At 31.3% G+C, this 21,216-nt stretch carries 17 protein-coding genes; 9 read left to right on the top strand and 8 right to left on the bottom strand.

Annotated elements, in window-relative coordinates; all coding sequences use genetic code 11:
• Positions 1-3: 3 nt before the first annotated feature.
• The gene (locus V9L05_RS10495; protein ID WP_338811842.1) at positions 4-510 is read right to left on the bottom strand and encodes a pyridoxamine 5'-phosphate oxidase family protein; all 507 of its coding nucleotides are present in this window, start codon (positions 508-510) and stop codon (positions 4-6) included.
• Positions 511-1,270: 760 nt separating this feature from the next.
• Here V9L05_RS10495 and V9L05_RS10490 point away from each other — a divergent pair.
• The 4 genes from V9L05_RS10490 (at position 1,271) to V9L05_RS10475 (ending at position 6,274) form a co-directional block, all read left to right on the top strand.
• Complete coding sequence (locus V9L05_RS10490; RefSeq protein WP_338811840.1) at positions 1,271-1,921, top strand: hypothetical protein; 651 nt, start codon at positions 1,271-1,273, stop codon at positions 1,919-1,921.
• Positions 1,922-2,152: 231 nt separating this feature from the next.
• Positions 2,153-2,752 carry a hypothetical protein gene (locus V9L05_RS10485; protein ID WP_338793293.1) on the top strand — a complete coding sequence of 200 codons (600 nt, stop codon included), beginning with the start codon at positions 2,153-2,155 and terminating at the stop codon, positions 2,750-2,752.
• A 176-nt stretch (positions 2,753-2,928) separates the two neighbouring features.
• Positions 2,929-3,783, top strand: a complete 855-nt coding sequence (locus V9L05_RS10480) for a hypothetical protein (RefSeq protein WP_338793294.1) — start codon at positions 2,929-2,931, stop codon at positions 3,781-3,783.
• The gene (locus V9L05_RS10475; protein ID WP_338793295.1) at positions 3,773-6,274 is read left to right on the top strand and encodes a leucine-rich repeat domain-containing protein; all 2,502 of its coding nucleotides are present in this window, start codon (positions 3,773-3,775) and stop codon (positions 6,272-6,274) included. The genes V9L05_RS10480 and V9L05_RS10475 overlap by 11 nt, the downstream gene beginning before the upstream one ends.
• 70 nt (positions 6,275-6,344) lie before the next feature.
• Here the strand turns inward: V9L05_RS10475 and V9L05_RS10470 are convergent, their stop codons facing one another.
• The gene (locus V9L05_RS10470) at positions 6,345-7,058 is read right to left on the bottom strand and encodes an endonuclease V (protein WP_338811839.1); all 714 of its coding nucleotides are present in this window, start codon (positions 7,056-7,058) and stop codon (positions 6,345-6,347) included.
• A gap of 143 nt (positions 7,059-7,201) precedes the next feature.
• Between V9L05_RS10470 and V9L05_RS10465 the strand changes: the two genes are divergently transcribed.
• Positions 7,202-8,002, top strand: a complete 801-nt coding sequence (locus V9L05_RS10465; RefSeq protein WP_338811837.1) for an IS5 family transposase — start codon at positions 7,202-7,204, stop codon at positions 8,000-8,002.
• A 93-nt stretch (positions 8,003-8,095) separates the two neighbouring features.
• Here the strand turns inward: V9L05_RS10465 and V9L05_RS10460 are convergent, their stop codons facing one another.
• A complete protein-coding gene (locus V9L05_RS10460) occupies positions 8,096-13,177 on the bottom strand; it encodes a fibronectin type III domain-containing protein (protein ID WP_338811835.1) in 5,082 nt (1,693 codons plus the stop codon).
• Between the two features lie 252 nt (positions 13,178-13,429).
• On the opposite strand from V9L05_RS10460, the gene V9L05_RS10455 reads away from it, so the two are divergent.
• From V9L05_RS10455 to V9L05_RS10440, 4 genes are all read left to right on the top strand, one after another.
• Entirely contained in the window at positions 13,430-13,861 is a 432-nt protein-coding gene (locus V9L05_RS10455) for a hypothetical protein (RefSeq protein ID WP_338811834.1), read from the top strand.
• Complete coding sequence (locus tag V9L05_RS10450) at positions 13,861-14,469, top strand: 2OG-Fe(II) oxygenase (RefSeq protein WP_338811832.1); 609 nt, start codon at positions 13,861-13,863, stop codon at positions 14,467-14,469. Before V9L05_RS10455 ends, V9L05_RS10450 begins: the two co-directional genes overlap by 1 nt.
• Before the next feature lie 168 nt (positions 14,470-14,637).
• A complete protein-coding gene (gene ybeY, locus V9L05_RS10445) occupies positions 14,638-15,081 on the top strand; it encodes an rRNA maturation RNase YbeY (RefSeq protein ID WP_338811830.1) in 444 nt (147 codons plus the stop codon).
• 66 nt (positions 15,082-15,147) lie between these two features.
• Positions 15,148-16,455, top strand: a complete 1,308-nt coding sequence (locus tag V9L05_RS10440) for an MFS transporter (RefSeq protein WP_338811828.1) — start codon at positions 15,148-15,150, stop codon at positions 16,453-16,455.
• A 162-nt stretch (positions 16,456-16,617) separates the two neighbouring features.
• Here the strand turns inward: V9L05_RS10440 and V9L05_RS10435 are convergent, their stop codons facing one another.
• The 5 genes from V9L05_RS10435 to V9L05_RS10415 form a co-directional block, all read right to left on the bottom strand.
• On the bottom strand, positions 16,618-17,004 hold the full coding sequence (locus V9L05_RS10435; protein ID WP_338811826.1) for a hypothetical protein: 387 nt from the start codon (positions 17,002-17,004) through the stop codon (positions 16,618-16,620).
• Positions 17,005-17,344: 340 nt separating this feature from the next.
• Positions 17,345-18,763 (bottom strand): M28 family metallopeptidase, encoded by a 1,419-nt coding sequence (locus V9L05_RS10430; RefSeq protein WP_338811824.1) that lies wholly within the window; start codon positions 18,761-18,763, stop codon positions 17,345-17,347.
• A 66-nt stretch (positions 18,764-18,829) separates the two neighbouring features.
• Positions 18,830-19,393 carry a hypothetical protein gene (locus tag V9L05_RS10425; protein ID WP_338811822.1) on the bottom strand — a complete coding sequence of 188 codons (564 nt, stop codon included), beginning with the start codon at positions 19,391-19,393 and terminating at the stop codon, positions 18,830-18,832.
• Positions 19,394-19,421: 28 nt separating this feature from the next.
• Entirely contained in the window at positions 19,422-20,225 is an 804-nt protein-coding gene (locus V9L05_RS10420) for a hypothetical protein (protein ID WP_338811821.1), read from the bottom strand.
• A gap of 28 nt (positions 20,226-20,253) precedes the next feature.
• Positions 20,254-21,027, bottom strand: a complete 774-nt coding sequence (locus V9L05_RS10415) for a hypothetical protein (protein WP_338811818.1) — start codon at positions 21,025-21,027, stop codon at positions 20,254-20,256.
• Between the last annotated feature and the right edge of the window lie 189 nt (positions 21,028-21,216).

Genomic DNA, 21,216 nt, shown 5'->3' with positions numbered 1-21,216 from the left:
TTTTTATACTGTCAAGTGTCCTTCTACGCCACCATCCATTTGCTCTCCTGTCATTGCAGAAGCTACAATTTTTAACATAGAAACGATTTTTCCATCTTTTGTATCCCAATAATAGGCATCTTCTGGAAATACTTCAATGATTGTCAAATTTGGATCATCTTTTCCTTTTGGAAACCATGCTTTTGCTAACGGATCCCAAATTTTATCAATTTTTTCTCTGTTTTTTGAAATGGTTGCTTTTCCATAAACACTCATAAATTCGCTGTCTGAAACTTTTGAAAACATAAGTTGAACTCTTGGGTCTAATAATATTTTTTGATTGTGGTCGCTATCTGCTGCACTCAAAAATAAAATATGCCCATCTTCTGATACTTCTTGTGCTGTCATTGGACAAACTGAAAATGGTGCTTCTGTTAGATTGGTAGCAAACATGCAAATTCGTTGGTCTTTCACAATTTCTTGCATTTTGCTGATAGCTTTCTTGTCGATAAGATTTTTTACTTCTCCCATAATAGGTGTTTTGTATTTAGATTAAAAAAAATAGTTTAAAAAATATTCTTACATATTAAACAAAATATATTTAACATTTCAGATAAATAATGAATGTGTGTCTTTTTGCTGTTATAAACAGACCAATACAATAATAGTTTTGATTTTCTATAATTTAAGACGTTAATAAAAATCCTCCCAAAATTATTTTATTGTCTTTTGGATATTTTTCAATTCTTATTTTTATTGATGGTTTTGTAAGTCATTTTTTATCTCATTGCCAAAGCACTTTTTAAATTTTTGGGAAATACGATAAATAATTCTCCTAGATTTATTTTTCTATTTTATTCATTCTAACTACTCTAAATGCAGATTTAAACTTAAAATTTGTGAAAGAAATATTTTTTTTTTGAACACTTTTTAAGAGTTGGTGTTTCATAAAGAGAACCAGTTAAAACTTCTGATATTTATTTTTTTAAACTCTTATTTTTTTATCAAATCTGTCACTAAATTTGCTAGATGCTTAGCCGTAAAAATACCGTTTTTTACTACCCAATTTTATTGATATAATTACACAAAAACGTCATTTTTAGCTAAAAATTATCAATTAAATAAACTCTCTTAAAATGTACTTTCAAGAATTATTAAAATATACTTCTCTCAGAATTTAGTATATTTAACTTTTTGAAAGGAATTTTTCATTTCAGACAACTTTTTAATCAATCAACTTTTATTTAACCGAAGTTTTATACTTCATTTAATCCAAACCCTATTTTTTGTTATGCAAAAGAACAAGTCAATTCGCAAATGGTATTTCCGTCTAAATTTTTATTTAATTATTCTTTTAGGAATGGGAACTACTCTAACTACTACAAGTTGTAAAAACAAACAGAAAATTGCAGCAGAACAAGCTGCAGCTGAGAAAAAAGCAAAAATTGAAAAAGCAACAAAAGACTTACAGGCACTTTTAAACGATACTTCTATGTCTGCTGAAGAGCGTCAGAAAAGAATTGATGCTATCAAAGCAATGAATATTGAGGATGCAACTGTAAAAGACCTTATCGCTCAAGCAGAGCAAAGTGTAAGAGAGCAGCGCATCAGAGAAGAAGAAGAGAAACGTCAGAAAGAAGCAGAAGCAGAAGCAAACAAGAAAAGTAAAACTATCAAAGATTTCTTCTCAGAAATTGCTAATGCAAGTGATGCAAATGCAGCAAACTCTTCTATCCAAAATGCACTTAAATTATTTGCTTCTCCACAAGCTCCTGTTTTGATTATCATTGCAGAAGAAGGAGGAGAAAAAGATTATGACGAGCCAACAACTGCTGAAAAATACCTTAACTTCATCAAAGACCAAAAGAAAATGAATCACAAAGTAGTGAGCATTGGCACAGATGAAAACGGCAAAATCAAACTTTTAGAACTTAGTAATTAATACTTGTTGATTAGCTAAAAAGCTAACCACAACTATTGAAAAATTGTGGTTGATATAATTATCAGCCACAACTGAGTTTTGATTTTTGGCACAGTTTTTTGATTTCTAAGTTATTATTAGACTTCATTCTCTAGTTATTATCATTCAATGAGTAACTGCATTTTCAGTTACAATGTCATTTTTTAAACTTTTAAATCCATTATTTGAATTTCACTCATTATTTTTAATACAATGAAAAATATTAATAAACTTCTCTTCTCATTTTTATTTGTTTTTGCTTTCATGGCAGTAGATTCTTCTGCTTCAGCTCAAACAAATGCAGACCTTAGTCCTACTCGTAAACGTGCGATTGACTCTCTTGCTTTAGAAAAAGTAAAAGATTTAAGTCGTTATATTTCTCTTATCGGAAACAAATCTACTCAGTATTCGGAAGCTATGCGTGTCATTGACCGTGCAATGGAATTATTTTCTGATGGCGCAGAAATGGGTGTTTCTTCTGTAAACTCTAAAGCAATTCGTTATTATGGTGTTCGTAAATATTTTGACCGTTTGATGGCTCTTAATTACGACCAAGTAGAAATCGATTGGTTTAATATTCAGTATATTTCTGACTTAGAAAAACAACCAGACGGACGTTATGTAGGTGTAATTACTATCTTCCAACGTTTTACAGGTAAATCTGCCGATGGTTTGGTTCAATATTCTGATGTAACTAAGAAAGATATTACAGTTTATGTAGAACGTAAAAAAACTATTATTGCAGGTCGTGAAATCGGCTTTTGGGATGTTCTTTTAGGTGATGTTCGTGTAAGCGAAACAAAGAGAAACTAGACAAATTCAATTACGAATTACGAATTATTAATTATGGAAGTCCTGTAATTTTTGATTTGTAATTCGTAATTTATTTTTTACACAAGCTATTTTTTATTTCAATTTGTAATTGAATTACTGAAATTCTTGATTAGCTATGCTAATGTATTTAATTGGTAATTCGTAATTCGTAATTTATGATTGTATTAAAACGTATTTTTTCAACTTTTCTTTTGGCATTGGTTTTCCTTTTGCCTTTTTCTGTTTCTGCACAAATAGGTAATTATTTGGGTGATGAATCTGATTTGTATGCTGCCACCAAGCAAATGAATCAGTTTTTTAGACGTTTTAATCATGAGGAAGATAAATTAGGAAATAAGTTTGATCCTAGTAGTAAAGAATTTAGAAATAACTCAGATAGAAAAGATTATATAAATATACTTTTTGATGGACAAAATAAAGCTGTTCCTCAATCTGTAAAAGATGATTTTGTCAATCAAGTTACTAACTCAAGTAATCCAACATTTTTAGAGTTTCATGGTGGAAACTGGTTTGCAGAAGTAACTACTCGTTTTGTTTATGAAGGTAGAGAACAAGACTTGACTCTTTTTATGAAACTCCAAGAAGAAAGAGTTGGCTCAAAATGGGTAATCAGTAATGTTTACTTTTCGCCTTTTGCTAAAATAATGGGAAAAGATATTCAAGACCCAAATAAGTTTTTGCACCCACTTAGTCATGAACTAGAATTTATGAATCTAAGAAAGATATTTGATGAACCTCAAGAACTCAAAGAAGTCAAAAATTATGTTGAGGTAAATCATAAAACAGATTATGTAACACTATTTTTATATGAAGTGGCTCGTAATGCACTACAATTCAAAACGGTTACAAATGTAAAATTTCACTTTTTTCAAATAGATAATTGGTATCTTGAAGTTTCTCGTTTCAATCGTGGAGGATACAACAATGGTTGGCTAATTTCAAATTTAGCTCGCTTAACTCCTGATAATAAAGATGTTTTGTTAAATTATATTTATTCTAATGGTAATTAATTTCCGTTCTTATCTCTTATGCCTTTTATTGGCATTTACTACTACTACTCTTTTTGCTCAAACAACTAAAAACACAGGCAAAAATGACAAAGACAAAAAAACTCAAGGCGAACAAATTGAGCCTGAAAAGTTAAAAGAATATGAAGACCGTGTACGTTCTTTAGTTTCTTTTATGCAATTTATGTACAATACATTAGGCGAAGAAGAGTCTTCTGTTCGTGATAAAGAAACAATTGTCAATCAAAGTTTTCAGAAAATTTTTAAGGATAAAAATGTTCAGGTTGAAGATGATTTGATAGATAAACGTGATTTATGGATGAACAAAAATGTACAATCTTATTTGAAAGATATTGACTTTTTTTATAAAAATGCAACTTTTAAATATACTGTAAATAGCATTGCTCATAGAGTTGCTCCTGATGGAACAATCTTTTTTACTGCCACTACAAACCGTGCTTTAGAAGGAACAAATTTTAAAAATGAAAAGGTAAAAAATAACCTTCCTCGTTATATAGATATGAGTTATGATGTTGAAAGTCAAGATTTAAAAATCATTAGTATCTATACAAGTCAAGCTAACGAGACAGAAGTTTTGCGTAGCTGGTGGAACGATTTGCCTGCTGAATGGTTAGCTGTTTTTAGTGAATATGTAACTATTCCTGTTGGTGATTCAATTTCTAATAGTCAGCTTCATTCTATTGTAGGAATGGAAGTTTTGGATATTAGTAATAATCCAACTGTAAAAGATATTCAGCCTATTAGCCGTCTTATGAAACTCAAAACGTTTAAATGTGCAAATACACAGGTTTCAAATCTTTTTCCACTTCGTAGCATTACAAATTTGGAAGTCTTAGATGCTTCTAATACACCAATACAAGACCTTTTAGCTCTTACTTATGCAACCAATTTGAGAGAATTGAATGTATCAAATACAAAGGTAAACGAAATAAAAACACTTGAATATCTAACTAATTTGGAGCGTTTGGATCTTTCTATTACTGGTGTAAATTCTTTAGAAGCTCTTGGAATGGTAGATGGAAGTTCTTTGAAAGAACTTAGAATTTCAAAAACAAAAGTAGCCAATCTTGATCCAGTCAAAAATGTTTCTACTTTACAATTCTTGGAAGCCTCTTTTACTCCTCTTACTTCAATTGCAGCACTTTCTGAAACAAAAGAACTAGAACGTTTAGATATTTCTAATACAAACATAAGCAGTTTAGAACCACTTTCTAAATTAGAAAAATTACGTTTGTTGTATGCAAATAATACTAAAATTACAAGTTTGAAACCTCTCATTTCTATTGCAGCATTGGAACGTGTCTATTGTGATAACACAGGCGTAAAATTAGGACAAGCACAAGAATTGACTCAAACTAAATCAAATGTTTTGGTAGTTTATGAATCGGAAGCTCTGCAAAACTGGTGGAAAAACTTATCTTTCGATTGGAAAGAAGTTTTCAAAACAGCAAGTAAACTAACACCCTCAAATCCAACAAAAGAAGAATTAGCAACACTTTCAAGAATCACAAAAATTGATGCAAGAGGACAATCTGTCAAAACAGTTGAGCCACTTCGTATTTTTGAGAGTTTGAAAGAAATTAATATCAGTAGAACAGGAGTAAGTGATATCACAGCACTTCGTGACTTGATTGCTTTGGAAGTTTTGGAAGCAAATAATACCAAAATTTCAGATGTTTCGCCACTTCAAAGTTTGGCAAGATTAAAAAAATTAGATATTGAAAATACTGCTGTAAGTGATATTTCTACGCTTCAAAATCTAACTAACTTAGAATTTATTTATGCTGATGGAGCTGCTTTGAAAGATGAATTAGTAGCTGCTTTTCTGAGTAAAAATCCTTCTACTGTCGTGATATATAAGACAGTTACATTGAATAATTGGTGGACAGGACTTTCAGAAAGTTGGAAAACAGCTCTTAAAAAACACGTAAAAATAGAGACACAACCCAACAAAGAACAATTACACGCCATGATTTATTTAGAATCAATTAATCTTGATGGAATAAGTGATATTCGTGATTTGCAACCTTTACAAATGTGTGTTCGTTTGCGTGAACTTAGCTTTGTTCGTACTAGTGTGAGTAATCTATCTCCTATTAAGGATGTCAAAACGCTTCGTATTTTGCGTTTTTCTGAAACACCCGTTTCGAATCTTGAGCCAATTACAACACTTAAAGATTTGGAACAATTAGTTTTTGAAAACACTCCAGTAGAAAGTCTTGAGCCAATGGGAGCATTCAAAAAACTCAAACGCCTAAACTGTGCAGGAACGCAAATCAGAACTGTAAAATGTTTAGAACCTTTAAAAGAACTTACTGAGCTATCGTGTAATACGACAAAATTGCGTAACCTTAAAGGTTTGGAAAATATGAGAAAATTAGAAATTTTGCGTTGTTATAATACCAAAATATCTAAAGGAAAAGTAGATGATTTTAAAGAAGACCACCCACGTTGTGAAGTGATTTATTATTAGAATTTTATTTTTTCTTTAAAATCAAAAAATCCTTATTCACTATAAAAGTTGGATAAGGATTTTTCGTGTTTTATAATTTACTTTCTTTCACTTTTTCATCTTGCTTAGCTGCTTCTCTAGCCAAACGGTCAGCTTCTCTCAAAACATCTAATTGTCTGTATTCTCCTGTGAGTTCTTTAGTAATCTGTAATGCCTGAATACTAGATAATTTGTGTCCTGCACTTACAAAAATTGGTTTTACATTTTCTCGGCTTCGATACGCATAGCCAACAATTTCATTTTGATTAATTATGTCTTCTTCTAAATAAATAGGCAAACTACTTCCTTTTTCTTTAGACAAAGTTCCATCATATTGTACTAAAGTATCTTTAGCTACTCCAACAGACATTTTTTCCAGAGCCAAACCAACATAAGAAGCCAAGCCAAATTTTCTTGGGTGTGCAATTCCGTGTCCATCTATAAGCAAAATATCAATATTTATATCAAGTTCTTTTTCAGCATCATTGACTAATTTGATAATAATATCTCCTTCTCTAAATGCAAAAAAACTAGGAATATAAGGAATAGTCGCTTCATATTTCTTTGTAAATGTGTGGAGTATTTCTCCTTTTCTATCAAAAATCACAATGGCAGCAAAGCCATTTTCGCCTTCATATTGTACATCTATTGCTCCCAAAATTGCATCTTTATAAATAGGCTCAGCATCCATAGGAATCCAAACACTAGGCGCAAGTTGATTCTGAAAGTTAGTCAGTTTTTTTATTAATTCTTCGTTATTTTCCAAAGTAAAAAGTTTTTTGTGAGTTTAAATTATAGCTTTTCAAGTTATTAAGAGCCTGTTCGAGTTTAGATACATAAAAAAGAACATCAGATTTTTTTATTAGTTAAGTTATTGATTTTCAGTTACTAATTAAAATATCAATGACTATGTTTACTAATGAATATTTATCTGATGCTCTTTGGCAATATATGAAAAAATTTATACCTTTTTCGTACTTGGAAAGAAAACGCAAACACAGTTTGTATAATATCTTTTCAGGACTATTTTACATCACTCGTTCTGGCAGTAGTTGGCGTTTACTTCCCAGTAGTTATGGTATTCCTTGGAGTAGTTTGTATGACTACTTTAGCAAATGGCAGAAGATGGGTTGGTACAAAAAACTTTTGGACAAGTTGGTCACAAGAGAACGGTTGGCTCAAGGTAGAAATGCTAAACCCTCTTTGGGTTCTATAGACTCTCAAAGTGTACAAAGTGTATATGGAGGGGAAGCTATAGGTGTAGATGGTTACAAGCTCAAAAAAGGACGTAAACGGCATATACTGGTAGATACGCAAGGAAATTTACTAGAATTAGAGATTAGTCCAGCCAATGAAGCTGACGTGAATCAACTTGCTTATCTAGCTTATTTAGCTCAATTTAGAGGAAGAAAATTCTTTAAAATTCTTGCTGATGCAGGCTATAGAAGTGCTAGTTTGGCTGCTGAAATATTTAGTCAAACAGGAGTACAAATTGAGATTGTCAATAGTCCAAGAAGAGAAAAAAAAGAGGATAAAGCATTTGTACCTCAACCCAAAAGGTGGGTAGTAGAAAGAACTTTTGCTTGGCTTAATCAAAACAGAAGACTAAAAGTAGATTATGAGAAAACTGTAGATTCTGCTAAAGCATTTGTGTATTTAGCTATGATTTTAAACCTCATAAATAAAGGGGCTAGAAGAAAGAAAAAATAAAAACTCGAACAGGCTCTAAAAAAGATTGAAAAAGCCTTACATCTAAATTATAGACATAAGGCTTTTTAATAAATTAGCTTTTTTTAATTCGCTTTATCTAGCCAATACAATTTTAATATTTTCTCTTCTATCAGAAGAAATATATTCTACATAGTATAATCCAGAAGAGTAACCAAGCATATTTATTTCTACTTTGTTATTTCCTTTTTTAGTAACTCCTTCTATACGTTTAATCTCTTGTCCTAAAGAATTACGAACTACCATTGTATAGTTTTCTTCAACCTCAGAACTGAAATGTATAATAGTAGAAGTAGTAAATGGATTTGGAGAAGCCTTAAATGTACTTTCCTTTACTACTTCTTTTGTTTGTACTTTTTGCAAAGGATCTACATCACCTGTTATATCTCCTGTCTTGACTCCTACAAAATCTTGATTGATATAACTTGCAGTTATTGAATTATATACTCTAGTATTTTCAAAACAAGGAAGATTGTTACTATAATTAGTATATATCAAACTCAGATCATAATCTGAAGAAACAAATTTCCACGAAGGAGCTGTTATACTACTTATGTTTCCTAGAACAAAATTTCTCAACATCATTCTATCTCCAAGATTAACTCTACAATCTCCATTTACATCTGCTGCTAGGAATAAATAAGGAGTATTGTTGAATGTTATTGTACCTCCTGCTGATGCACCTCCACCTCCAATTGCTTGCAAATCAGCATTATCAACTCCATTGTGTGGATTAATATCTTTACTCGGACGTACTTTATAAATAGTGTTTGGCAGTACATTAAAACTGTAAACTCCATCTGATATAGTAGTTATCTGACTAATTACATTATTATTTGCATCTAATAATTCTACTACTACTTCTCCAACTGGAGCATTATCAACATGATTTCTGATAGTTCCACTAATCTGAATATCTGATGATATATGTGTTGTAGCTTCTGCATATATATAATCTGAAACTAAACCTGTAGAAGACATAGCTTTCAAACGATATTGATAGGTAGTGTAAGAATCTAATCCTTCATCTGTATAGGTAGTTTCATTTTCATTGATGTTAGCTACTATTTCATAAGTCGAACTTCCCAATATACGACGCTCCAAAACAAATACTTGTTCATTATCAGAATTATCTAACCAAGTAAGTTCGATTTTACTAGAAGATATTGCTTGAGCTTGCAAGTTGCTAGGAATAACTGGAGCTACATCAACAAAATCTATCATTAAGTTATAGCTAACTCCTCCTGATTGAACTCCTTCGTTGAATTGGAGTACATGAAAACGATAAACAGGGTCTTGTAAACTAAGGTTATTTGAAGGTGGAATACCAAAAGATAGACCTAACGTATAGCTTTCTCCTGCATCTAACCAAAACTCCATCCAACCATTACGTTGTTCAGTAAGTCTGACAAGAGAGCTGCTTCCATTTATGAAATCAACATTATTGCTCAAATAATTATTTGCACTCCATCTAGATAACAAACCTGAAGGTAGTGAGATTTGCAAACTATTATATTCTAAATAATGAGCTTTACTAGGAGTATGAGGATCAAAGTCATATTTTACTCGTACCATCTTGCCAACCAAATCATCATTTTTTATAGTAACAGCACTTTCGCCTTGCAAATTAGAAATGACATTGATGTTTCTCCATGTTAAATTATTAGAACCAGAAATACCAGCACTAGGTCTATAGTTAAAGCCTGGGGTTTCTGAGTCACATGTAACTCCATCATCACTACAGTTTTTGATTTCAGCAAATGTACAAGTATGGTAGTTGCCTAAACCTACAGTATTTCCATCTATTGGAATAGCAATTATTAGTGTTCCTCCATCTCCCAAATCTCTAGGAATATACGGTTCAAGACCTGCTGGAAGAAAAGAAGTCCATCCACCTGGATTAAAAGTAGTAGTAGCTCTAGCAAAACTTGCATCAAACTCAAGTCCCTTTCCAAAAGAACCACATTTATTATGAATTTTCAAATATAAATAATTCAATGCGCCACCTACTAAAAGCCCCTCATGAGCATCAGTTATAGCCTCAACAGTAGCAAAATCTGTTGGATTGTTGCTATCACTATAATAAAATCTGATAAAAGAGTTTTGATGAATAGCTGGATCAAGGAATATATTACTAGGATCTAATGAAATAACATTATCAGCTCCTACAGGTGGAGCAACTTGTGTAACTGTAATAGAAGGACTATTCCATCCACCACCACTAGGCTGCTGACCAAAATCGAAAGGATGGTCTTTATAATATAAATCTTTTGCAGGAGCTTCTACAACTGTAACTGTTACAGTATTTAGACTATTATTAATATAAGTTCCTCCACAAGCACTAGCAGTAGTATTATTTGTAATAGTTGCTGTAACACTTGTACCTATACTTGACGAGATGTTCCAGTAACCACCTGAGGTATAAGTCTGTCCTAATAATTCTAATTCATCTCCATTAGACAAACTTGGAGTAAGGAAAACCTCAGCTTGGTTAGAACCAGCACAAGCCATTATTTGTAGATTATAATCTTTATGGCTATCTTTTACTTCGATTTCAGCTTTTCTCTCTCCTCCACAGCCAGAATTACTACTATAAGTAATCTCATAAGTGAAACCTGACTGTAAACCACTTGCATCAAATATAAACCCTGTTGTTACACTCCCAGAAACTCCTTGACCACTATAACTATAACCAGTAGGCAATGGAATACTTGAATTTACACAAATACTTGTAGGTAAATTTAAATTGCCACCTGAATCTTTAGTTATAGATATAGTGCCTGTATTCGTACAGCCATTTGCCATAGTAGCTGTAACAGTATAGGTAGTTGTTCCTGTTGTAAGAGTATTTGGGTTGATAAAAATAGATGGATTACCAGCAGTAATAGGACTCCAACTATATGAAACATAACCATCAGTTCTTGCTGAAAGCAGGATGTTACCTTGATGCCCTTCACATATAGTAACATCAGGAGACATATTTAAAGGAGGAGCAGGGTCAAACACTTTTACTTTTAATTCTTTAGTAAAAATACAACCTCCTTGAGTTTCTGCTGTTATGCTAATTGTACGAATACCTGCATCAGTAGCTGTCCAAGTTTTAGAAAATGGAGCTGAACCTGTCTGAACAACTACTCCATCTAGCTTCCATTCATAAGTAACATCACTTTGTATATTGCTTATAGAATATTGGTAAGTATTCAAACAAACTCTAGTTTCTCCTTCAATCTCAAAGTCTGCATATTCGGGAGTCATATTTACCCAAACTGCATTAGAACTCTGTAAAATCCCACCTACAATAGCAGTAGAATGATAATTACCCTCCACAGTAGCAAAGTAAGTAGAGTTAGTAGCTCCTGCTATCGGAGTAGTACAATCATCTTTGTACCATTGCCAACCTGTACCTGCTGGATTTCCTGTGAGTAATAAGCCTTGACATGATGTTTCTGGGGTGTTTTTTAGAGCTAGAATTTGGGATCTTCCTACATCTTGTGGGCGAGTTGTCAAGAAGTCTAAGCCTTTATTTGCGACATATATTTTCTCATCACTTATATAAGCAATATCAGAAGCATAAGCACCTATGTTTTTAATCCAAAATGGATTACCACATTTATCAAATTTAGCTATTGCTCCCATAGGGGAACTAGTAGAGTTTTGAATATCTAAACCACCTAGTTTACCATTATCTTTATAAGTAAAGCCTACATATACATTACCTTTTTCATCTGACGTAATGCCATTCAACTTACTATTATTTTCATTTGTAGGAGTAACTCCCCATAAAAGATCACCATCAAGATTATAAGACAAAATACCTAGCTCTTGTTGGCTTGTTATATTATCTGATTCTAATTTGAATGTATTACCCAAATAATTCAAAGAAGAAGGACTAAAACTGAGCTCATCAGCAAGTATAGAGTTGTAACCCAAATTATAACTGCCAAAAGAAACTCCCAAATAAATTTGTGAATTAGTTATAGATAAAATTGAGTGTTCTATAGCATTCGTATATGAGACATCAAGACCTTTTGCATTTGCTTCTCTTATCCATTCTATGATACCATTGTTTTTATTCATCTTAAATAATGAATAACCTGCTTTATTTTCAGTAGGAAAAGTATTAAACAAACTATGTACTGTAGAGGAATTAGCTCCTGAAAAAAATAACTTAGGATTTGGTTGAATACTCAAAAGAGGATATGTCCCAAGAAAATAAATATCATCTTCATAACATACTATGTCTCCAATATCTACTCCTCCATGTTCAATTGGACTATATCCAACTTTATTGCTAAAGCTTTCTATCCACTCAACTTTATTAGTAGCAGAATTTAATTTTCCTACTATTGCATCGCTGTCTTTTGGTCCAAATATAGGATTAGAATTAAATGGTTCAATCTTATTTCCATCATAGTTAGCTTCTCTTACTGTTGTACTCCATGCTTGTTGACCAGAAAAGTAAATATTTCCTTCATCATCTGCATCTAAACGAGTTATTTCTGCGCCAACAGGAAAAATTTTGTAAGTTGATGAATTGCCATTACTATCAAATTTTATTAGTAAATAAGCTCTATATGTTGGACTAGAAGTTTGTTCATTTTGTAACATACCTGTAACTGGAATATTTACATTACAGCCTGTTCCTGGCCAAGTAATATTTCTATTTATACATAAATCCATATTACTTATTGCATATCCACCTAAAGGGTTATCTGATGATTGCTCTTGCGAGTATAATTCTACAGCACATATAGTATAACCTGATTTAGTTGTTGCTACATCAATCACTCTAGTCTGTAAATTTGCTCCACCTATTCTTGCCATCCATTTTATATCTTCCCCCTCATAACATCCAATAAATTGATCTGAAGCATTATAACCTGATATACCAGGGTTTATAGGATCATACCTTCTTCCATTAAGAGAAACTGTTGGTATACTTAACATCCTACTAGTACGGATATATCTATCATTACCATCTTTAGTTGGTTCTACAATGTGATCCCAAGTTGGTCTTAATGGATAGCTGAATAAACTAAATGTCCAATCCACATCAGCTGTATTCTGAGGAGAAATAGTAAGGTCTTGCCCAAAAGCATTTACAGACAAGAAGAGCGATAGCAAAAAGAGTTTTGCTATAAAAATTATTTTTTTCATGGCACAAATATAAACTTGCAGTTAATAAATTATGAATATAAATTGCGATTTACTTACACATAAATTACACATTACAAATGTAAGACTTATTTTTTTTATAAAAAAATTATCCTACTATCATTTATATACTTTCTGATAAAAAATCACTTCATATAGATTTAATCTTTTTTTTAAGAAAATATAATTTTTCGTTTTTATATCTTATTTTTGAGATATATTTTAGGTCTTATTTTATTCTCAATCTCTACTTATATGTCTTTACTTACTGTCAAAGTTTTTTCAACACCTACCGAAGCACATTTATTCAAATCAAGATTAGAAAATGAAGGTATTGATTGTTATTTATTTGATGAAAATATTGCAGGTATGAATTTTACGTATGATGTAGCTATTGGAGGAATAAAGGCAAAAGTCAATTCGGCTGATACTCAGCGAGTAAAAGAAGTATTGCAGAAACTAGAAGAAGAACAAAAAGCAAAAGATATATTTATAATATGTCCTGTTTGTGAATCTACTGAACACTATAAAAACTTTACTTCTATAAAAGGTTGGAAGGCTATTTTAGCAACTATTTTCTCGTTTCTTACTTTTTCTTATCCTGTCTACAAAAAAACAGTATATAAATGTAAAGAATGTGGAAACGAATTTGAAAAAGGAGAAATTAAACAAATAGAAAAAATATAATGAAAAAAACACAACATAGTCCCCAAATTTGGACAATAGAAAATTTTTTATCTGAAGAAGAATGCCAAAATCTCATTATTTTTAGTGAGAATAAATCATACGAGGAAGCAACTGTAAGTTTGAAAAGTGGTGCAAAAATGATGAAGAATATTAGAAATAATGAACGACTGATTTATGAAGATGAAAAGTTAGCTCAACTCTATTGGCAAAAACTGAAAGAATTTTGTCCTACATTTATTAATGAAATAATTAAAGAAGAGATAGAAAATTATGAGGTCATTGGATTAAATCCTAGATTTCGTTTCTATAAATATGAATCTAATCAACGTTTCAAAAAGCATATTGATGGAAGAGTAAAGTTAGAGAAAGATGGAAAAGAACTAGAAAGCAGAATTACATTTATGATTTATTTAAGTGATGATTTTGAGAGAGGACAGACTATTTTTGATTATAAAAATGAAGAAAATCATACAATTCAAAAAATAGAAATTCAGCCAAAAGCAGGAACAGCACTTTGTTTTGTTCACGAAATAAAACACGAGGGAACACCAGTTCCACAAGGAACAAAGTATGTTTTGCGTTCGGATGTTATGTACCAAGTTGTATAACTAAAACTTTGTGGCTACATTTACTAACTACTTCTAAATTAGCTATTAACTTTACCGTTGCTTGTGTCCCCACGAGCGACAATAATTTGCCGTTGTTGGTGTCCTCACCAACTCATAATTATCAATTGAACAGGGTTTTAACCCTGTCTTCATAAGCAACACAGGATTATGGAAGAAAAAGAATTACCTATCATTTTTTTTAGTGAAGAAATTGATTTTGAATTAGAAAACGAAGAAAAAACAAGCAATTGGCTTCAAAAAATTGCCAATAAAGAAGGTTTTGTAGTCTCTTCAATCAATTATATTTTTTGTGATGATGAATATTTACATAAAATTAATATGGAATATTTGAATCATGACACTTATACTGATATTATTACATTTGATAATTCAGAGCAAGAACAAGTTTTGGAAGCCGATATTTTTATTAGTGTAGAGCGAGTAAAAGAAAATTCAGCAGAACTCAAAACTACTTTTCAGCAAGAGATTCATCGGGTTATGGTTCATGGGCTTTTACACTTGACAGGAAATGACGACCATTCAACAGAAGATAAAAAATTGATGAGGGAAAAAGAAGATGAAGCTCTTCAATTATTAGTGATTAATTATTAGTGATTAATTATGAAAATACCTCAACGACGGCTGTATGTCTCGTTGACGGTTAAAACAAATACAACTATGAGAAAAAATCCTCCAATGCCTAAAAATAATCCTCGTATAATCAATGCGTGGGCTACTTACGACTGGGCAAACTCTGTTTATAACTTAGTTATCACAACTACAATTTTCCCTATTTTCTTCAATCAAGCCACAAGAGCTGCTTTTGGAAGTGAAAAAGTGGATTTTTTCGGAATGACTATCGAAAATACAGTTTTGTATTCGTATGCTATTGCGCTTTCATATCTCATAATTGCAGCTATTTCGCCTCCTCTTTCTGCGATGGCAGATTATGGAGGAACGAAAAAACGCTTTATGCAATTTTTTACGTATTTGGGCGCAGGAGCATGTTTGTGTTTGTTCTTTTTTGATGGAACAAATGTAGAACTGGGAATTATCTGTGCAAGTGTCGCCAGTATTGGTTATGCAGGAGGAATGATTTTTTATAATGCTTTTTTGCCTGAAATAGCTACAGAAAACAAGTATGACTCTGTAAGTGCTAAGGGTTTTGCTTTTGGATATATTGGAAGTGTTTTACTACAAATTATTAATATTGGAATGACTCTAAAACCTGAGTTTTTTGGTTTTGCTGATGATGCTGAAGGTTCTCGTTGGTCTTTCCTTTCGGTGGGTATTTGGTGGATTGTATTTGCTCAAATTCCGTTTTATTTCTTAAAAGATAATCCTCCTTCAAATCCTGTAAAAGTAAATTGGTTTAAGAAAGGATTTGAAGAATTGAATATGGTTTGGAAAGAAGCTCAAAAACTACCTTCACTTTTGAAATTCTTGATTTCGTTTTTCTTCTTTAACATGGGAGTCCAGACAGTTATGTTTATGGCATCACTTTTTGGAGAAAAAGAATTACATCTTGAAACGGAAAATCTAATCGCTATCATCTTGATTATTCAAGTAGTAGCAATTTTAGGGGCATATCTTTTTGCTAAAGTATCCGACAAAAAAGGAAATATTTTTTCGCTTACAGTATTGATTGTTCTTTGGATTCTGATTTGTATTTTGGCTTATTTTGTGCAAACAGCAGAACATTTTTATGCTTTGGCTATTTTGGTAGGCTTAGTAATGGGAGGAATTCAGTCGCTTTCTCGTTCTACGTATTCCAAACTTCTACCAAAAGATACGCCTGATACAGCTTCGTATTTTAGCTTTTTCAATGTTGCAGACCGTCTTTCTACTTCTATCGGAATGGGTGTTTTTGCGCTCATTGAAGATTATTCAGAATCTATGCGAAATGGTATTTTTGCTCTCACTATTTTCTTTGTTATTGGTCTAATTGTCCTTTTACAAATTAATAGAAAAGCGATTAAGATTTAAAACTTATATCATTATAAACAGGGTTAAACCCCTGTTCAATTCATAAAAGTGAACTTTTATTCTTTATAGCTTTACTTTTCTGAAATTCTTAAAATAAAAAAACGTCATTCTATTTTTCAATAAAATGACGTTTTGTATTTTTCTGATTTATTTTATTCCTCTTTATTCCTCATCTGGATAAGGAACAAATACAAATCTTGTAAAACCTTCATCAATCACAAAAAGGCAGCAAAACTCATCAGGATTTTTGTAAGCAGCCTTAAAACGGTCGCTTCCCTCTTTGTCTAAAACATTTCTTTGTTCAAACTCTTCTAAAAAAGAAGCGTAATAGTCCCATTCTAATTCAGGCATTTCATTTTTTGAAAACAAAACTTGTCCTATAGGCTGCTTTGCTTTACAAATTGGAAAAACAGGATAGTTTGAAAAACCTCTTTTTTTGATTTGATAGGCTGCTTCTTTCAAATTATCTGCAATTTTGATAAAGTTTGTTGTTAGTTTGCCTAAATATTTAGTGTCTAATTCTGCGTCGTTGTAGTCTTCTATATCCATTTTTTTAATTTTATGTCGTTGGTGAGGACACCAACAACGGCATAGTAATCAGTAATCAGTTTGTTCAGTTACCAGTAGCCAGTTAAATTTGAATTAAATATTTTTTGATTATTATCTGTATTTCGTAGCCTTACTGTACCCTACTTTTTTTAAAAGTGCTTTTTAGTTGCAGAGCAACGTTCTATTTGTAGATTTTTGACATATTTTTAATTTTAAAGTTGCAGAGCAACGTAATATAATTTGTAATATTCAGACAAAAATATATTAATATTATGCTGCAACTTGAATTTCAAATCAAAAAAAAGTAAGGTACAGTATTGTAGCCTTTAATCCGTAATTTTTATCGAATTACTTCTCTTGGAAAACTTACGATACTTTCGTGTCCATTTTCATCAACAGTAGCTACTCCAAAAAGATAATTATCAATAACAATATTTTCTAGTACAAAGATAATTTGTTCTGTCGTATTTTCCTTAAAAAATTCTTTTGGTACAAAACGAGCATATTGCCATTGAGGAGCTGTTGTTTCTCTCCAATAAATTTTATAGCCAATAATAGTAGATTTTTCTTGTTTTGTTTTTTCCCAAGAAAGTGTAGTAGAAGGCTGAACTGCACCACCAATTTTCACATTTTGGGGTGCTAATGGTGACCAACCTAAGTTTGCAAGTACAATTGCATTGACAGAAGTTAGCTTTGCCAAATAATCAAAATTTACTCCTTCCACAACATCGCCATATTTTATTCCATCTTCTTCTCTAATATCTTGATGCTGACGATTGTAATTTTCGTGACTTTCCATTATGCGAACACCTGCAAAACCTTCATCATTAAAAGGTCTGTGATGTCCTCCTCTTCCAAATCTATCCAAACGATAAATCATTGTCGGATTCATTTCAGGCATATATTTTTGTGTTGTTGAATGAATATAACGAGCAAGCTGACGGGAAATACCATCTATTTCTCCTCCATAATAACGTCTTCGGTTTCTTTCCTGTTCAGTTTCTGTGGTAGGAGTTGGTTCTGAAAAAATACGAAAACTACGGTTATCTATTACTCCATCAACACCTTCAATATTTCCAATCATATCATTGTTTATTACTCCAATAATATCCCAACCGTCTTTTTTGGCTTGTTTTGCCATAAATTGTCCTCCAAAAAGTCCTTGTTCTTCACCTGAAAGAGCAGCAAAAGCAATACTATTTTTGAATTTAGATTTTCCTTCTACATGGTACTTTGATAAAACTCTAGCAGCTTCCAAAATACCTGCAATTCCTGTGGCATTATCATTTGCCCCTGGTGCATCAATGGTGTAATTAGTTACATCAGAAGCACGAGAATCAATATCGCCAGACATAATTGCATAACTATTCGGGTTTTCTGTTCCTCTCAAAACAGCCACTACATTTACAATCCAAACATCATTTACAATACGTTCGTTTGCTCCTTTTTTAAGTAAATTTCTTTGATATGAAACTTCTAAACAGCCATTGCACTCTGCCGAAATTTTATCAAATTCTGCTTTTATCCACCTTCTAGCTGCGCCAATTCCACGAGTTTCTGAAACGGTATCTGAAAGTGTATGACGAGTGCCAAATTCAGCTAATTTCTTAACATCTTTTTCTACATTTTTAGTAGAAATATTTTTTATAATTTCATAAATTTTCGGGTCGTATTCTGAGTAAGAATCAGTTTTTTGAGCAAAAGATAAGGTAGAAAATAGTAGAAGAAGAAAAAGTAAAGGGATATGAAGTAATTTCATTTTGAGCAAAATTAATTTTAAGTTTAAATAATTGCTAACTAGAATCATAGAATTAAGTTTTTTGTTTTAATCTATGAAACCTCCATTAGCATTACGAATAATTCTTGGTTTACTTTTAAAATATCTAATTGTACGAACAAGTTTTGTAGAATCATTTTCTAATTCGTGCCAACCTAATGACATTGTAACTGTGTCAAGATTTGTCTTATGAATAATAGTAATTTCATCATTATATTCTTCTCTATTTCTATTCAAAAAGCAATAATCAAATTCATTTAGGGCTTTATTAAATTCGTTTATATCAATAGGTAGATTTTTTATAGAATCTGGGATGTTATAATAATTATATTTTTGTGTAATAAGAATAGTATCTTCTGCATAAACAAAACCCTTTGCAACTACATTATTCATGTCTTCCCAAGATAGTGCATAGTAAAATTTTAGACGTTTGTTGTTTTTTATCTTAAAATAAATATCTCCACAACTTCCAATCATCGTATCACATTCTGAAAGTTGATTTGTATCAATATCAAATACATCATCAAAGGGATTGTAAGTAGGAGTTTGTTTATAAAACACAATTCCAAGACAGAAAAGTAGAGCTGATATGAGATAAAATAATCGTTTCATAAGTTGAGTTTATCAGAAATTAAAAAAGTTACTTAATATTCAATACTTTCAAACTATAAGGTAATTGTTCTAAAAACTCACTCCAATAGGGTATTTCATTTACATCTAAAAGTGTATAGTAGGTAGTTGTCTTAGTTCTATTTTTTGTTTTGTTTTTGAATGAAACAAATTGCAGAGACAAAGCACACATATTATAATCGCCTCTTCCTGTATGAGCAACATATTCTATGAAGTAATTAATCTCTTTTATATCATCAAAATTAAAAGTTCTTTTATCTGTTTTTTTCTTTATAGTTATTCCTTGTTTTTTCATGTCAAGAGCAATATGAGTAGCTCTATTTGGATTAATTTTTCTATTCAAAAATGTTGTAGATTTTTTTTTATTAAGATAATAAGCTGTTGCTCCTATTAGCCCAATAACAAACATAAGAGCTACTAAAGGACTTGTTAGGCTACCAACAAGAATTGCAAGAAAAGTTAATAGAGTCATAAAAATTAATACTAGTATTCCTGTAATGGCATTTTCTGAAAGAGAATGAATAGTATTATCGAAATCTTGATTTCCTTTCTTAAATAAAAAAGGCAAATACTCCAATGGCTTGGCTTCTAAAAATAACTTTTTAGGTTTGGGAATATCAGTAAGTGTTTCGGCTTGATTACAATGTATTTCTCCCAAATATTCCCAACTTTCTATAAAAAAAGCTGATTTACAAGCTGCACAAATAACAATTGTATGTCCTTCTTCTATTAGCTCTCCTGTGATTGGGTCTATTCTTCCTTGTTTTAAAAACTCTGAATGCAATTCTTTTTCTAAACGATGTGGGTAGTTCATTTTTTTGATTTAGTGGTTAAATTATTCTTTAGTTTGTAATCTGTAATACTTTCAAATTGTAAGGTAGTTCTTCTAAAAAGTTGCTCCATTTTATTATCTCATCGTTATTGATACTGGTATGATATTTTATTTTATTTTCTCTCATAGAAATAGGAGTAATTTCTAGAGTAAGAATATAATTAGGTTGCATATAAACTAAAGAATATTCTATTTGCCTAGTTTTTTTAAAAGGTAAAGATTGTCGTTTTTTGTTTTGCTTTATTTGTAAAGATTGATTCTTTGAATCTATTGCTATATAAATATCTTTTTTAGGATTAGAGGAGATTCCATACTTTGCTTCTTCTTGTTTTTCATTCATTTTAGTTGCAATCAAAATTACTAATCCAAGACAAACAAATGCAGCTAATATTTCAGATATAAAATATCCAATAAGTACTGTAAAAATTCCTAATCCTACTAATGAGGAGGAAGTATATACTAATAATTTAAACATTTCTAAAGTTCCCTCTGAACCAGTTTTTGCAAAATAAACTCCTTTTCTAAACAAAAAAGGTAAATATTCTAATGGTTTGGCTTCTAAAAAGAGGTTTTTAGGTTTGGGAATTTCAGCAAGTGTTTCAGCTTGATTGCAATGTTCTTTTCCCAGATATTCCCAACTTTCTATAAAAAAAGCTGATTTACAAGCTGCACAAATAACAATTGTATGTCCTTCTTCAATTTGTTCGCCTGTAATGGGGTCTATTCTTCCTTGTTTTAAAAACTCTGAATGCAATTCTTTTTCTAAACGATGTGTATTTGTCATATAAAGGTTATATACGACAAAATTAAAATTGAAGTTTAGACTTTTTATGAAATTCTTACCTATTATTGAATCTTCGTTATCTGTAAAATGAAATCAACTTCATTTTTTTGCAGCTATTAATTTCAATAATTATGTATTACTTTTGATAAAATATAGAAATACTTGTTTTTTAGCTCTACTCTTCAAACA

The sequence above is a fragment of the Bernardetia sp. Wsw4-3y2 genome (genome assembly GCF_037126295.1).
Taxonomy (GTDB): Bacteria; Bacteroidota; Bacteroidia; order Cytophagales; family Bernardetiaceae; genus Bernardetia.
This window is presented reverse-complemented; position numbering and strand designations above follow the sequence as displayed.

Bases quoted from the DNA above. Each gene is read 5' to 3' on its own strand.
- V9L05_RS10465 (WP_338811837.1), top strand. From the start codon at position 7,202: ATGTTTACTAATGAATATTTATCTGATGCTCTTTGGCAATATATGAAA.
- V9L05_RS10495 (WP_338811842.1), bottom strand. From the start codon at position 510: ATGGGAGAAGTAAAAAATCTTATCGACAAGAAAGCTATCAGCAAAATG.
- V9L05_RS10430 (WP_338811824.1), bottom strand. From the start codon at position 18,763: ATGAAATTACTTCATATCCCTTTACTTTTTCTTCTTCTACTATTTTCT.
- V9L05_RS10450 (WP_338811832.1), top strand. From the start codon at position 13,861: ATGAAAAAAACACAACATAGTCCCCAAATTTGGACAATAGAAAATTTT.
- V9L05_RS10425 (WP_338811822.1), bottom strand. From the start codon at position 19,393: ATGAAACGATTATTTTATCTCATATCAGCTCTACTTTTCTGTCTTGGA.
- V9L05_RS10435 (WP_338811826.1), bottom strand. From the start codon at position 17,004: ATGGATATAGAAGACTACAACGACGCAGAATTAGACACTAAATATTTA.
- V9L05_RS10415 (WP_338811818.1), bottom strand. From the start codon at position 21,027: ATGACAAATACACATCGTTTAGAAAAAGAATTGCATTCAGAGTTTTTA.
- V9L05_RS10440 (WP_338811828.1), top strand. From the start codon at position 15,148: ATGAGAAAAAATCCTCCAATGCCTAAAAATAATCCTCGTATAATCAAT.
- ybeY (WP_338811830.1), top strand. From the start codon at position 14,638: ATGGAAGAAAAAGAATTACCTATCATTTTTTTTAGTGAAGAAATTGAT.
- V9L05_RS10490 (WP_338811840.1), top strand. From the start codon at position 1,271: ATGCAAAAGAACAAGTCAATTCGCAAATGGTATTTCCGTCTAAATTTT.
- V9L05_RS10480 (WP_338793294.1), top strand. From the start codon at position 2,929: ATGATTGTATTAAAACGTATTTTTTCAACTTTTCTTTTGGCATTGGTT.
- V9L05_RS10485 (WP_338793293.1), top strand. From the start codon at position 2,153: ATGAAAAATATTAATAAACTTCTCTTCTCATTTTTATTTGTTTTTGCT.
- V9L05_RS10460 (WP_338811835.1), bottom strand. From the start codon at position 13,177: ATGAAAAAAATAATTTTTATAGCAAAACTCTTTTTGCTATCGCTCTTC.
- V9L05_RS10420 (WP_338811821.1), bottom strand. From the start codon at position 20,225: ATGAACTACCCACATCGTTTAGAAAAAGAATTGCATTCAGAGTTTTTA.
- V9L05_RS10455 (WP_338811834.1), top strand. From the start codon at position 13,430: ATGTCTTTACTTACTGTCAAAGTTTTTTCAACACCTACCGAAGCACAT.
- V9L05_RS10475 (WP_338793295.1), top strand. From the start codon at position 3,773: ATGGTAATTAATTTCCGTTCTTATCTCTTATGCCTTTTATTGGCATTT.